Raw genomic sequence first — 13688 nt, 5'->3', positions numbered from 1 at the left:
AGGGGGATTCCTTATGCATAGAATGAAACTTTTCTTTTGTAGATAAATGAAAGGAAAGTAAATCCGTATTATAGCTTGGTTTCGTACAGACAACGTATATAACAACGGAGAATAGGAGGAAGACCTTTCGTGTTTTTAAAAAGATTAGAAATAGCAGGATTTAAATCTTTTGCTGAGCGTGTATCTGTCGATTTTGTTCCAGGTGTTACGTCTGTAGTAGGGCCTAATGGGAGCGGGAAAAGTAATATTACTGATGCAATTCGCTGGGTACTTGGTGAACAATCTGCAAAATCATTACGTGGTGCAAAGATGGAGGATGTTATTTTTGCCGGTAGTGAAACGAGGAGAGCGGTTAATGTAGCTGAAGTAACATTAACTTTAAATAATGAAGATCAACGTTTACCGATTGAATATAACGAGGTGAGTGTAACGCGCCGTGTATCTCGTTCAGGTGATAGTGACTTTTATATAAATAAACAATCTTGTAGATTGAAAGACATTATCGATTTATTTATGGACTCTGGCATGGGAAGAGAAGCCTTTTCAATTATTAGTCAGGGGAAAGTGGAAGAGATTTTAAGTAGTAAATCAGAAGAACGTCGCGGTGTATTTGAAGAAGCGGCAGGTGTGCTGAAATACAAACTTCGCAAAAAGAAAGCTGAAGGGAAATTAGCGGATACACAAGAAAACTTAAATCGTGTACAAGATATTATTCATGAATTGAGTATTCAAGTAGAACCGTTAGAGAGACAAGCTTCTATTGCGAAAGATTATCTCGAGAAAAAAGAAGAGTTAGAGAAAGTAGAAGCTGCGCTTATTGTACATGAAATTGAAGAATTGCATGAGAAATGGGAAGCGCTTCGAAGTCAGTTTGGGCATAATAAAAACGAAGAAGCTAAAATGTCAACGCATTTACAAAAAAGTGAAGAAGAGCTTGAGGAGTTACGTGGACAATTACAAGCGGTAGATGAGTCTGTAGATTCCTTGCAAGAAGTTCTTCTTCTTTCTAGCAAAGAGCTAGAAAAATTAGAAGGACAACGTGAGCTGTTAAAAGAGAGGAAGCAAAATGCTACGACGCATTGTGCACAACTTGAACAGTTAATTGTTGAATTGACAGAAAAAGCTAAAAGTTATGATGGTGAAATTGAATCAAGTACAGAAGTGTTAATGCAATTTGTAGATCAAGTAAAAGAATTGGAGAGAAATTTGCTTGATAATGAACAACTGCTTGCAACTTTTGCGGATAATTTAGAGGAACAGATTGAGAATTTAAAAGGGGATTATATTGAACTTTTAAATCAACAAGCTAGTCAGCGTAATGAATTATCTATGATTGAAGAACAGTCTAAACAGCAAAACTCTAAAAATGAACGTCTTGATGAAGAGAATGCGAAATATGTAGAAATGCGTATGGAAATCACAGCGAAAAAGACGAAACTTGTTGAAAGTTATGAACAAGTGAAAGAAAAAATAGCTGGTATCATTTCGAACATACAGAAAACAGAAGCGGCGCTCGGGAAATGTAAGGCGCAGTATAGTGAAAATGAAACAAAACTGTATCAAGCATATCAATTTGTACAACAGGCGCGCTCACGAAAAGAAATGCTAGAAGAGATGCAAGAGGACTATTCTGGTTTCTACCAAGGTGTACGTGAAGTATTGAAAGCTAGAGAAAATAGGTTGCAAGGTATCGAGGGTGCTGTTGCGGAACTGTTAACGGTACCGAAAGAATATGAAGTTGCAATGGAAATTGCTCTAGGTGCAGCAATGCAGCATATCGTTGTACAAACAGAGGAACATGCTCGTAATGCAATTGCATTTTTAAAGCAGAATAAACATGGACGTGCAACGTTTTTACCGCAAGCTGTTATTAAAAGTAGATCGTTATCATTTGAACAGTTACGTGTTGTGAATCAACATCCATCGTTTGTAGGAGTAGCGGCAGAACTTGTGCAGTACAATAATAAATACGAGAATGTCGTTTCGAGCCTATTAGGTACAGTTGTTGTTGCGAAAGATTTACGCGGTGCAAATGAATTAGCGAAACAATTACAATATCGCTATCGTATTGTAACACTTGAAGGTGACGTAGTGAATCCTGGGGGTTCAATGACTGGTGGAGCTGTAAAACAGGCGAAATCTTCTTTATTAGGACGTCAGCGTGAACTTGAAGAATGGACTAAAAAGCTCACTGATATGGAAGAAAAAACAACGAAGCTAGAAAACTTTGTTAAAGCAGTAAAGCAAGAGATTCAAGAAAAAGAAGTACAAATACGCGAACTACGCCAAGGTGTAGAAACTGAGCGTGCAGATGAACAAAAATTAAGAGAAGAAATTAATCAATTAGAATTAGAAGAACATCGAATTAATGATCGCTTATCTATATACGACTTAGAGATAGAAGGATTTTTACAAGATCAAGTGAAAATGCAAGGACGTAAAGGAGAGTTAGAAAAGATTTTAGCAACTCTTCAAGCAGAGATTTCGGAATTAGATAGCAAAATCGTCGCGTTAACGAAACAAAAAAGTGAGCAACATTCTTCAAAAGAAAAAGTTCAGAAGGAAATGACTGAGCTGAAAGTACAAGCGGCTGAACAACAACAACGTTTGTCTAATCAAAAAGAAAAAGTTGAACGATTAACGAAGGAAAAAGAAGAAACTGATACAACACTTGTAAAAACAAAAGAAGATTTAGCATTCTTAAAGCAAGAAATGACATCTAATTCAAGTGGTGAAGAACAAATTACGAATATGATTGAGAAAAAAGCATATGATCGTAATCAAACTTCAGAATTAATTCGCTCTCGCCGTGAACAACGTGTATCATTACAAGAGAGAGTGGAGCATTTAGAACGTAATGTGAAGGAAACGTTAGGCAAGCATAAATATATTCTTGAGTTGTTGAAAGATCAAGAAGTGAAAATTAACCGACTTGATGTTGAGTTGGAAAATAGATTGCAACATTTACGTGAAACATATACGATTTCATTTGAAGCAGCAAAACTGAAGTATACAATGATGATGCCTGCAGAAGATGCGCGTAAAAAGGTGAAATTAATAAAACTATCCATAGAAGAGTTAGGTACAGTAAACTTGGGTGCAATTGATGAATACGAGCGAGTAGCGGAACGTCATACGTTCTTACTAGAGCAACGAGATGATTTAGAAGAAGCGAAAGCGACATTGCACCAACTTATTACTGAGATGGATGAAGAAATGAAAAAACGTTTTTCCACTACTTTTGAAGGGATTCGAACGGAGTTTCAATCTGTATTTACTGAATTATTCGGAGGCGGTAGAGCGGATTTAGTAATGACGGATCCTGGAGACATATTAAATACTGGTATTGATATTGTTGCACAACCACCAGGAAAGAAATTGCAGAACTTAGGTTTACTGTCAGGTGGAGAACGTGCTTTAACGGCAATAGCGCTTTTATTTGGTATTTTAAAAGTACGCCCAGTACCATTCTGTGTACTAGACGAAGTAGAAGCGGCTCTAGACGAAGCGAATGTTGCTCGTTTTGCGCAATATTTAAAGAAATTTAGTGATGAGACGCAGTTTATTGTAATTACACACAGGAAAGGTACAATGGAAGAGTCTGATGTATTGTATGGTGTAACGATGCAAGAATCAGGTGTATCTAAGCTTGTTTCTGTTCGTTTAGATGACGGGGAAGAACTTGTGGCGAGTAAATAGGAAGGATGGGAAGCATGAGCTTTTTTAAAAAACTTAAAGAAAAAATTTCAAAACAAACCGATACAGTAACAGAGAAATTTAAACACGGATTGGAAAAAACGAGAAATTCATTTGCGGATAAAGTAAATGATTTAGTCTATCGTTACCGTAAAGTGGATGAAGATTTCTTTGAAGAGTTAGAAGAGATTTTAATCGGCGCAGACGTAGGGGTTTCGACTGTAATGGAATTAATTGATCAGTTGAAAGAAGAAGTGCAGCGCCGAAATATTCAGGACCCAAAAGAAGTACAAGCTGTTATTTCGGAAAAGTTAGTTGGCATTTATAAAGGTGACAGCGACTTTAGTAATGAAATCAATATGCAAGAAGATCAATTAACAGTTGTTTTATTTGTAGGTGTTAACGGTGTAGGGAAAACGACGACAATTGGTAAACTGGCACATAGATTTAAATCAGAAGGTAAGTCAGTCCTATTGGCAGCAGGAGATACGTTCCGTGCTGGCGCGATTGAACAATTAGAAGTATGGGGCGATCGCGTTGGTGTAGAAGTCATTAAACAAGGGTCTGGTTCTGACCCTGCAGCGGTAATGTATGACGCTGTACAAGCTGCAAAAGCGCGTAAAGTAGATGTATTACTATGTGATACAGCAGGACGTTTGCAAAATAAGGTGAACTTAATGAAAGAGTTAGAGAAAGTGAAGCGTGTAATTGAGCGTGAAGTACCAGGAGCTCCTCATGAAGTGTTACTAGTTATTGATGCAACAACAGGTCAAAACGGTTTAAGTCAAGCGAAAACATTCCGTGAAGCAACGAATGTTACTGGTATTGTTTTAACGAAGTTAGATGGAACTGCTAAAGGTGGTATCGTATTAGCAATTCGTAACGAAATGGATGTACCGGTGAAATTTGTTGGCTTAGGAGAGCAAATGGATGATCTGCAGCAGTTTGATCCAGAACAATATGTGTATGGTTTATTTGCAAATTTAGTGGAAACAGAAGAAGTATAAATGAAAGAAGCGGTATTACCGCTTCTTTTTCTATAAAAAATAAGTGATGTTAAGAAAAAAACTTGACACTCTTTTATACTCCATGTAAACTAATTGATGTAAAGGGAAATCACTTAACAAAGGATGATCCAACATGCTCGAGAAAACAACGAGAATGAACTATTTATTTGATTTTTATCAATCGTTGTTAACGCAAAAACAAAGAAGTTATATGTCGCTTTATTATCTAGATGATTTATCTCTTGGTGAAATTGCGGAAGAATTTGATGTAAGTCGCCAAGCCGTGTATGATAACATTAAACGGACTGAAGCGATGCTTGAAGAATATGAAGATAAATTAGTATTACTTCAAAAGTTTCAAGAGCGACAGCGACTTGTTGCAAAGCTAAAACAGCTAATCAGCGAAGAAGAGCATGTGAATGAAGAAATGAAACAAGTTGTTGAAGCTATCGAAAAATTAGATTAGGAGGGCGGCAATATGGCATTTGAAGGATTAGCCGACCGACTTCAACAGACAATGCAAAAAATCCGCGGCAAAGGAAAAGTTTCTGAAGCCGATGTGAAAGAAATGATGAGAGAAGTTCGTCTAGCTCTTTTAGAAGCGGATGTTAACTTTAAAGTAGTAAAAGATTTTGTAAAGCGTGTGTCTGAGCGTGCTGTCGGACAAGATGTAATGAAAAGTTTGACACCTGGACAACAAGTAATTAAAGTTGTACAGGAAGAACTTACAGAACTTATGGGCGGAGAGCAAAGCAAAATTGCTGTTGCTAATAAGCCACCGACTGTTATAATGATGGTTGGTCTGCAAGGTGCGGGTAAAACGACGACAACAGGTAAGCTTGCGAATTTGCTTCGTAAAAAGCATAATCGTAAACCGATGCTTGTTGCAGCGGATATTTACCGTCCAGCAGCGATTAAACAGCTTGAAACATTAGGGAAGCAATTGGACATGCCTGTTTTCTCTTTAGGAGATCAAGTAAGTCCTGTTGAAATTGCGAAACAAGCGATTGCAAAGGCAAAAGAAGATCATCACGATTATGTTTTAATCGATACAGCAGGTCGCCTGCATATTGATGAAGAACTAATGGATGAATTAGCGAAAGTGAAAGAAGTTGCGAATCCGGATGAAATTTTCCTTGTTGTCGATGCGATGACAGGACAAGACGCGGTAAATGTTGCACAAAGTTTCCATGATCAGTTAGGGTTAACGGGTGTTGTATTAACGAAACTAGATGGTGATACGCGCGGTGGTGCGGCATTATCTATTAAGGCTGTAACAAATACACCAATTAAATTTGCTGGTATGGGTGAAAAACTAGATGCGATTGAAGCGTTCCATCCAGAACGTATGGCATCCCGCATTTTAGGGATGGGCGACGTCTTAACATTAATTGAAAAAGCGCAAGCTACAGTTGATGAAGAGAAAGCAAAAGAACTTGAGCAAAAAATGCGTACGCTTTCGTTTACACTTGACGATTTCCTAGAACAACTTGGACAAGTGCGTCAACTTGGACCACTTGACGAATTGTTAGGGATGCTTCCTGGTGCAAATAAAATTAAAGGGCTGAAAAATGCGCAAGTTGATGAAAAGCAAATTGGGCATATTGAGGCAATTATTCGTTCTATGACTAAATTAGAACGTGAACAACCGGAAATAATTAACGCTAGTCGAAAAAAACGCATTGCCAAAGGTAGCGGTACAACCGTACAAGAAATCAATCGTCTAATCAAGCAATTCGATGATATGAAGAAAATGATGAAAACGATGACTGGAATGCAAAAAGGTAAGAAAAAAGGACTAGGTGGAATGAAGTTTCCATTCATGTAAGAAAAAAAGATGGCTCTGTTAAGAAAAAATACTTTACAAAGCAATAGTCTTTTTGCTAATATAATTATCTGTGTGAAATAAATTCGGAGGTGCTTTATAAAATGGCAGTTAAAATTCGTTTAAAACGTATGGGAGCTAAAAAAACTCCTTTCTATCGTGTAGTTGTTGCAGATTCTCGTTCTCCTCGTGACGGACGTTTCATTGAGGAAATCGGTACTTATAATCCGGTTGCTCAACCAGCTGAAGTTAAGATCAACGAAGAAGCAGCATTAAAATGGTTAGGAAACGGTGCTAAACCATCTGATACAGTTCGTAACTTATTCTCTAACCAAGGTATCATGGAGAAATTCCACTTATCTAAACAAGGTAAGTAATTGAGGCAATGACTATGAAGAAGTTAGTCGAGACGATTGTCAAGCCTCTTGTCGATCATCCTGAAGATGTAAAAGTTACACAGGAACTTTACAACGGAGAGATAAAGTATCGATTAACTGTACATCCTGAGGATGTTGGAAAAGTCATTGGTAAGCAAGGGAGAGTTGCGAAAGCGATTCGAATGCTCTTGTATTCAGTGGGACATCATAATGATGAAAAAGTAACACTGGAAATTCAATAAACGTAAAAAGGGCGAGGAGTTATATCCTCTCCCTTTTTTAACATTTAAAGAGAAGTTGCATGTTCCATATGTGAAATGGAGATGCTTAATTTATATAGAAACCAGGGGTGACATACTATTTATGACAAAATGGTTTAATGTAGGGAAAATTGTAAATACTCATGGCGTAAGAGGAGAAATTCGTGTTATTTCTCGTACTGATTTTCCGGAAGAGCGATATAAAGTAGGAAACACTCTATACATATCGAATGAGAAAAGTACAGACTTCCTTCCGGTGAAGGTAACTTCTCATCGTCAACATAAGACATTTGATTTATTAACATTTGAAGGATACAACAATGTAGATGAAGCAGAAAAGTTTAAAGGTTCTTTAATAAAAGTACCAGAAGAGCAGTTAGGCGAACTTGCTGAAGGTGAATACTACTACCATGAAATTATTGGTTGTAGTGTTGTAACGGAAGAAGGAGAAGCGTTAGGAACGATTAAAGAGATTCTATCTCCTGGTGCAAATGATGTTTGGGTAATTAAACGTCCAAAGGGCCAAGATCTTTTAATTCCTTACATTGATGATGTTGTACTTCAAGTTAATATTGAAAATAAATTAGTAACCATTCATGTAATGGAAGGGCTACTATAATGAAAATTGATATTTTAACGTTGTTTCCAGACATGTTTACCGGTGTATTTGGGTCTTCCATCTTAAAGAAGGCGCAAGAAAAAGAAGCGGTAAGCCTTCGTGTTGTTAACTTTCGTGATTATACAACGAGTAAGCATAATAGTGTAGACGATTACCCTTACGGCGGAGGTGCTGGTATGGTGCTTACTCCTCAGCCTATTTTTGATGCGGTGGAAGATTTAACGAAAGAAACAGAGCGTAAGCCGAGAGTTGTCTTAATGTGTCCGCAAGGGGAAAGATTTACTCAGAAGAAAGCGGAAGAGCTTGCAGAGGAAGAACATTTAATCTTTGTATGTGGGCATTATGAAGGGTATGATGAACGGATTCGTGAGCATCTCGTAACTGATGAGATTTCTATTGGTGACTACGTATTAACAGGTGGAGAATTAGCCTCTATGGTTATTACTGATAGTGTAGTACGTCTCCTGCCAGGAGTACTAGGAAATCATGCTTCACAAGTGGAAGATTCGTTTAGTACAGGGTTATTGGAACATCCACATTATACACGTCCTGCTGATTTTCGTGGTATGAAGGTACCAGATGTTTTAATGTCAGGAAATCATAAAAATATTGATGAATGGCGCCATAAAGAATCTTTGCGTCGTACGTACACACGTAGACCGGATTTATTGGAAGAAAGAGAATTATCTAAGCAAGAAAAGAAATGGTTGGAACAGATTAAAGAAGAACAATAAGGGCTTCATATATTTTCTATTGCAACAGTCCTAGCAATATGCTATTATAACATTTGTGCTACTGAAATCAGTAGCCGTATTAACGATGTTCCGCTGTAATTTAATAAGACTTTATAAGAGCATCTGTTTAAAGGAGAGAATTTAATATGCAACAATTAATCGCAGAAATTACAAAAGGCCAATTAAAAACTGACCTTCCTTCATTCCGTCCTGGAGACACTTTACGTGTACACGTAAAAGTAGTTGAGGGAACTCGTGAAAGAATTCAGCTTTTCGAAGGTGTTGTAATCAAACGTCGTGGTGGCGGAATCAGTGAAACATTCACAGTTCGTAAGATTTCTTACGGTGTAGGTGTTGAGCGTACATTCCCAGTTCACACGCCAAGAATCGCGAACATCGAAGTACTTCGCCGTGGTAAAGTACGTCGTGCTAAGTTATACTACTTACGTAACCTTCGCGGTAAAAAAGCACGTATTAAAGAAATTCGATAAGACATGTATGGGAGCTTGTAAATGCGCAAGCTCCCTTTTTCCAATCTATATAAAATTTTGGTATAATACGAGCAGCTTACATAACCGTGGAGGGGAAATACATGAAAAAAGAGACGAGTTCACTTTGGGAATGGATCAAAGCAATTTTGATTGCTGTTGTATTAGCTGGTGTTATTAGACAGTTTTTCTTTGCACCAATTCTCGTAGATGGGGTATCAATGGCGCCAACTTTACATGATCGAGATCGAATGATTGTAAATAAAATTGGTTATCACATAGGAGACCCAAAACGCTTCGATATTATCGTATTCCGCGCAACGGAAGATAAAGATTATATTAAGCGTATTATTGGCCTGCCAGGCGATGAAATAGAGTATCGGAATGACAAACTATATGTTAACGGAAAGGTTTATGAGGAGCCGTATTTAGATAAGCAGAAAAAACAGCTTGCTGATGGACCGCTTACATATGATTTTACTCTTGAAGAAATGACGGGAAAGAAAACTGTTCCAAAAGATCAATTATTTGTTTTAGGGGATAATCGTCGTTTTAGTAAAGATAGCCGTTCGATTGGTACGATTTCAATGGATCAAGTACTTGGTAAAGCCAATATGCTATATTGGCCGTTAAAAGATGCACGTATTGTGAAATAAATGAAAAAGAAGGTGGCAACATGGTAATTCAATGGTTTCCAGGGCATATGGCTAAGGCTAGACGCCAAGTAACAGAAAAATTAAAATTAATTGATGTTGTAATTGAACTTGTAGATGCTCGATTACCATTATCATCTCGAAACCCGATGATTGATGAGATTATTACACATAAGCCAAGGCTTGTTGTTTTAAATAAAGCGGATATGGCAGATGATCGTCTAACGAAAGAATGGATTGCATATTTTAAAGAAAAAGGGCATATGGCAATTTCAATTAATGCGCAAGCTGGACAAGGTATGAAGGAAATTACTGCGGCTTGTAAAGTGCTTGTTAAAGAGAAGTTTGATAAGATGGTTGCGAAAGGGATTAGACCGAGAGCAATTCGTGCTTTAATTGTCGGTATACCGAATGTTGGTAAATCTACGTTAATTAATAAATTGGCGAAGAAAAACATTGCTAAAACAGGAGATCGTCCAGGTGTGACAACAGCTCAACAATGGATTAAAGTTGGGAAAGAAATGGAACTGTTAGATACACCAGGTATTTTGTGGCCTAAATTTGAAGATCAATTAGTGGGTCTTCGTTTAGCGACAACGGGTGCAATTAAAGATTCAATTTTAAATTTACAAGATGTAGCTGTTTATGCATTACGTTTTATGGAGAAACACTATCCAGAACGTTTAAAAGAGCGATATAATTTAGATGAAATTCCAGAAGATATTGTAGAGTTATTTGATGCAATTGGAAAATACAGAGGCTGTTTAATGGGCGGCGGAATGATTGATTATGATAAAACATCTGAACTGGTACTTCGTGAACTTCGCGGTGGAAAACTTGGTAAAATGACGTTTGAAACACCAGAAGAGTTTGTGGAGCAAGTAGAAGAGGTAGAGAAAATAGAAGAAGTATAAGACGTGCGTTTGTACGTCTTTTCTTTTTGTATACGTTTATAAAGGAGTGTACTTATATGCAAAAAATGACAATACAAGAAGCGGAGAATTTACTGCAAGAAATTATGAGTGAAGAAGATGATCGCTTTCAAATGTTAATGAAAGATGAACGAAAGGGCATTCAAAAACTTATTTTGAAGTGGTACAAACAAAAAGAGTTAGCACAAAAGGAAAAAGAAAAATTTCTAGAAATGTCTAAGTATGAAAATGCGTTACGTGAAAAAGGAATCACATATATTGCTGGCATTGATGAAGTAGGGCGTGGACCATTAGCTGGGCCCGTTGTGACGGCAGCTGTCGTTCTTCCAGATGATTTTTATATTCCAGGGTTAGATGACTCAAAAAAGCTGAGTGAAGCGAAGCGAGAGCGTTTTTATGATGAAATAAAAGCACAAGCAATTGCGATTGGAGTTGGAATTGTATCACCGCAAGTCATAGATGAGATAAATATTTATCAAGCGACGAAACAAGCGATGTTAGATGCTGTTGCGAATTTATCTTGTACACCACAATATTTATTAATTGATGCGATGAAGCTTCCTACATCAATTCCACAAACATCCATTATTAAAGGTGATGCGAAAAGTGTTTCTATTTCAGCTGCATCTATTATTGCGAAGGTGACGAGAGATCGTATGATGAAAGAGCTTGGGGAAAAGTATCCTGCATATGGATTTGGACAACATATGGGGTATGGAACGAAACAGCATTTAGAAGCGATTGAAGCGCATGGAGTATTAGAGGAACACCGGAAATCATTTGCGCCAATTAAAGATATGATTCAAAAATAAGCTGTGAATATACAGCTTATTTTTTTATTTTGGTATATGAACATTATTATTTTCGAAAAAGAATAAAGCGATTTCAGTTTTCTGACACTTTATTGTAGACAGCGTGCCAATCATCTTATACAATGGCAATGTAATGTTTTTTAAACATTAAAAAACTTTTCGAGTAAAACAGGAAAACAGGGGAGGATGGGACCATGAATATCCATGAGTACCAAGGTAAGGCAGTCCTTAAAAGCTATGGGGTTAGCGTTCCGAACGGGAAAGTTGCATTTACAGTAGAAGAAGCTGTAGAAGCAGCGAAAGAATTAGGAACGGATGTATGTGTAGTTAAAGCGCAAATTCACGCTGGTGGACGCGGCAAAGCTGGCGGTGTAAAAGTTGCGAAAAATTTAGAAGAAGTTCGTACATATGCAGAAAGCATTTTAGGGACTACACTTGTAACGCATCAAACAGGTCCTGAAGGTAAGGAAGTAAAACGCTTACTTATCGAAGAAGGTTGCGATATTAAGAAAGAATATTATGTAGGTCTAGTGTTAGATCGTGCAACTTCTCAAGTTGTTTTAATGGCATCTGAAGAAGGTGGAACAGAAATTGAAGAAGTAGCAGAAAAAACACCTGAAAAAATCTTTAAAGAATATATTGATCCAGCAGTAGGTTTACAAGGTTTCCAAGCGCGTCGAATCGCATTTAACATCAATATTCCAAAAGAGCTTGTAGGACAAGCTGTGAAGTTTATGATGGGCTTATATCGTGCGTTTATTGAAAAAGATTGCTCTATCGCTGAAATTAATCCACTTGTTACAACAGGTGACGGTAAAGTAATGGCGTTAGATGCAAAATTAAACTTTGATTCTAATGCATTATATCGTCATAAAGACATTTTAGAGCTTCGTGATCTTGATGAAGAAGATTCAAAAGAAGTTGAAGCATCTAAATATGACTTAAACTACATTCCTTTAGATGGAAATATCGGTTGTATGGTAAATGGTGCAGGTTTAGCGATGGCTACAATGGATATCATTAAACATTACCATGGTGACCCAGCTAACTTCTTAGATGTTGGTGGCGGTGCAACGGCTGAAAAAGTAACAGAAGCATTCAAAATTATCCTTTCTGACAAAAATGTAAAAGGTATCTTCGTTAACATTTTTGGTGGCATTATGAAGTGTGATGTTATCGCAGAAGGTGTTATTGAAGCAACGAAGCAAGTAGGTCTTGAATTACCTTTAGTTGTGCGTCTTGAAGGTACAAACGTAGAATTAGGTAAGAAAATTTTAAATGAGTCTGGCTTAAATATTGTTGCAGCAGAATCTATGGCAGACGGTGCACAGAAAATTGTTTCACTAGTGGGCTAATAGAAAGCGGGGGAGAAAAATGAGCGTATTAGTTAATAAAGATACAAAAGTTATTGTTCAAGGTATTACTGGTTCTCAAGGATTATTCCATACAAAACAAATGATTGAATACGGTACGAAAATTGTCGGTGGTGTAACACCTGGTAAAGGCGGCACTGATATTGAAGGTGTACCAGTATTTGATACAGTAGAAGATGCTGTGAAAGCAACAGGCGCAAACGCTTCAGTTGTATACGTTCCACCCGCTTTTGCTGCTGATGCAATTATGGAAGCAGTTGATGCGAAGATTGATTTAGTAGTATGTATTACTGAAGGAATTCCTGTATTAGATATGGTTAACGTAAAGAGATATATGGCTGGTAAACATACACGTTTACTTGGACCAAACTGCCCAGGTGTCATTACACCTGATGAATGTAAAATCGGTATTATGCCAGGATACATTCACAAAAAAGGTCATGTAGGTATCGTATCTCGTTCTGGTACATTAACATATGAAGCTGTACACCAGTTAACACAAGAAGGTATTGGCCAATCTACTGCTGTAGGTATCGGTGGGGACCCTGTTAACGGTACAGACTTTATTGATGCGTTAAAAGCATTTAATGAAGATGAAGAAACACATGCTGTAATTATGATTGGTGAAATCGGAGGTACGGCAGAAGAAGAAGCAGCTGAATGGGTAAAAGCTAATATGACAAAACCAGTTGTAGGCTTCATTGGTGGCCAAACAGCGCCTGAAGGCAAACGTATGGGTCATGCGGGGGCAATCATTTCTGGCGGCAAAGGAACTGCTGCTGAAAAGATTAAAACAATGGAAGCTTGTGGTATTAAAGTGGCTGAAACACCAGCTGTTATGGGTGAAACGTTAATCTCTGTTTTAAAAGAAAAGGGATTATTTGAAACTTGTAAAAACTATTAATCTTTTTG

Annotated in this window: 14 protein-coding genes; all 14 read left to right on the top strand. The window is 37.4% G+C overall.

The genetic code is table 11. From position 1 onward, the window contains the following. Positions 1-129: 129 nt before the first annotated feature. The 14 genes from smc to sucD all read left to right on the top strand — a co-directional run bounded on the left by smc (position 130) and on the right by sucD (position 13680). Complete coding sequence (smc, locus tag ACUN26_RS15760; RefSeq protein WP_000479010.1) at positions 130-3699, top strand: chromosome segregation protein SMC; 3570 nt, start codon at positions 130-132, stop codon at positions 3697-3699. A gap of 14 nt (positions 3700-3713) precedes the next feature. Beyond that, the gene (gene ftsY / locus ACUN26_RS15755; protein WP_000007643.1) at positions 3714-4703 is read left to right on the top strand and encodes a signal recognition particle-docking protein FtsY; all 990 of its coding nucleotides are present in this window, start codon (positions 3714-3716) and stop codon (positions 4701-4703) included. Between the two features lie 133 nt (positions 4704-4836). Next, entirely contained in the window at positions 4837-5169 is a 333-nt protein-coding gene (locus tag ACUN26_RS15750; RefSeq protein WP_000891061.1) for a putative DNA-binding protein, read from the top strand. A 12-nt stretch (positions 5170-5181) separates the two neighbouring features. Further along, complete coding sequence (gene ffh / locus ACUN26_RS15745; RefSeq protein WP_000863463.1) at positions 5182-6531, top strand: signal recognition particle protein; 1350 nt, start codon at positions 5182-5184, stop codon at positions 6529-6531. Positions 6532-6632: 101 nt separating this feature from the next. Continuing rightward, complete coding sequence (gene rpsP, locus ACUN26_RS15740) at positions 6633-6905, top strand: 30S ribosomal protein S16 (RefSeq protein WP_000268750.1); 273 nt, start codon at positions 6633-6635, stop codon at positions 6903-6905. A gap of 14 nt (positions 6906-6919) precedes the next feature. Next, on the top strand, positions 6920-7147 hold the full coding sequence (locus ACUN26_RS15735; RefSeq protein WP_000737399.1) for a KH domain-containing protein: 228 nt from the start codon (positions 6920-6922) through the stop codon (positions 7145-7147). A 121-nt stretch (positions 7148-7268) separates the two neighbouring features. Next, positions 7269-7784 (top strand): ribosome maturation factor RimM, encoded by a 516-nt coding sequence (rimM, locus tag ACUN26_RS15730; protein ID WP_000170280.1) that lies wholly within the window; start codon positions 7269-7271, stop codon positions 7782-7784. Next, positions 7784-8518 carry a tRNA (guanosine(37)-N1)-methyltransferase TrmD gene (trmD, locus tag ACUN26_RS15725; RefSeq protein ID WP_000686907.1) on the top strand — a complete coding sequence of 245 codons (735 nt, stop codon included), beginning with the start codon at positions 7784-7786 and terminating at the stop codon, positions 8516-8518. The genes rimM and trmD overlap by 1 nt, the downstream gene beginning before the upstream one ends. Before the next feature lie 146 nt (positions 8519-8664). After that, positions 8665-9009 carry a 50S ribosomal protein L19 gene (gene rplS, locus ACUN26_RS15720; protein WP_001186517.1) on the top strand — a complete coding sequence of 115 codons (345 nt, stop codon included), beginning with the start codon at positions 8665-8667 and terminating at the stop codon, positions 9007-9009. A gap of 101 nt (positions 9010-9110) precedes the next feature. Then, positions 9111-9662, top strand: coding sequence for a signal peptidase I (gene lepB / locus ACUN26_RS15715; protein WP_000712442.1), 552 nt, complete (start codon positions 9111-9113; stop codon positions 9660-9662). Positions 9663-9682: 20 nt separating this feature from the next. Then, positions 9683-10573 carry a ribosome biogenesis GTPase YlqF gene (gene ylqF, locus ACUN26_RS15710; RefSeq protein WP_000236689.1) on the top strand — a complete coding sequence of 297 codons (891 nt, stop codon included), beginning with the start codon at positions 9683-9685 and terminating at the stop codon, positions 10571-10573. 56 nt (positions 10574-10629) lie between these two features. Then, a complete protein-coding gene (locus tag ACUN26_RS15705) occupies positions 10630-11403 on the top strand; it encodes a ribonuclease HII (protein ID WP_001171132.1) in 774 nt (257 codons plus the stop codon). Between the two features lie 194 nt (positions 11404-11597). Beyond that, positions 11598-12758, top strand: coding sequence for an ADP-forming succinate--CoA ligase subunit beta (sucC, locus tag ACUN26_RS15700; RefSeq protein ID WP_001020779.1), 1161 nt, complete (start codon positions 11598-11600; stop codon positions 12756-12758). A 19-nt stretch (positions 12759-12777) separates the two neighbouring features. After that, a complete protein-coding gene (sucD, locus tag ACUN26_RS15695) occupies positions 12778-13680 on the top strand; it encodes a succinate--CoA ligase subunit alpha (protein ID WP_000115185.1) in 903 nt (300 codons plus the stop codon). The last annotated feature ends 8 nt before the right edge of the window (positions 13681-13688 follow it).

It is taken from the genome of Bacillus sp. WC2503 (assembly GCF_052682895.1).
This window is presented reverse-complemented; position numbering and strand designations above follow the sequence as displayed.

Bases quoted from the DNA above. Each gene is read 5' to 3' on its own strand.
- trmD (WP_000686907.1), top strand. From the start codon at position 7,784: ATGAAAATTGATATTTTAACGTTGTTTCCAGACATGTTTACCGGTGTA.
- rpsP (WP_000268750.1), top strand. From the start codon at position 6,633: ATGGCAGTTAAAATTCGTTTAAAACGTATGGGAGCTAAAAAAACTCCT.
- ffh (WP_000863463.1), top strand. From the start codon at position 5,182: ATGGCATTTGAAGGATTAGCCGACCGACTTCAACAGACAATGCAAAAA.
- ylqF (WP_000236689.1), top strand. From the start codon at position 9,683: ATGGTAATTCAATGGTTTCCAGGGCATATGGCTAAGGCTAGACGCCAA.
- lepB (WP_000712442.1), top strand. From the start codon at position 9,111: ATGAAAAAAGAGACGAGTTCACTTTGGGAATGGATCAAAGCAATTTTG.
- ACUN26_RS15705 (WP_001171132.1), top strand. From the start codon at position 10,630: ATGCAAAAAATGACAATACAAGAAGCGGAGAATTTACTGCAAGAAATT.
- ACUN26_RS15735 (WP_000737399.1), top strand. From the start codon at position 6,920: ATGAAGAAGTTAGTCGAGACGATTGTCAAGCCTCTTGTCGATCATCCT.
- ACUN26_RS15750 (WP_000891061.1), top strand. From the start codon at position 4,837: ATGCTCGAGAAAACAACGAGAATGAACTATTTATTTGATTTTTATCAA.
- sucC (WP_001020779.1), top strand. From the start codon at position 11,598: ATGAATATCCATGAGTACCAAGGTAAGGCAGTCCTTAAAAGCTATGGG.
- rplS (WP_001186517.1), top strand. From the start codon at position 8,665: ATGCAACAATTAATCGCAGAAATTACAAAAGGCCAATTAAAAACTGAC.
- ftsY (WP_000007643.1), top strand. From the start codon at position 3,714: ATGAGCTTTTTTAAAAAACTTAAAGAAAAAATTTCAAAACAAACCGAT.
- sucD (WP_000115185.1), top strand. From the start codon at position 12,778: ATGAGCGTATTAGTTAATAAAGATACAAAAGTTATTGTTCAAGGTATT.
- rimM (WP_000170280.1), top strand. From the start codon at position 7,269: ATGACAAAATGGTTTAATGTAGGGAAAATTGTAAATACTCATGGCGTA.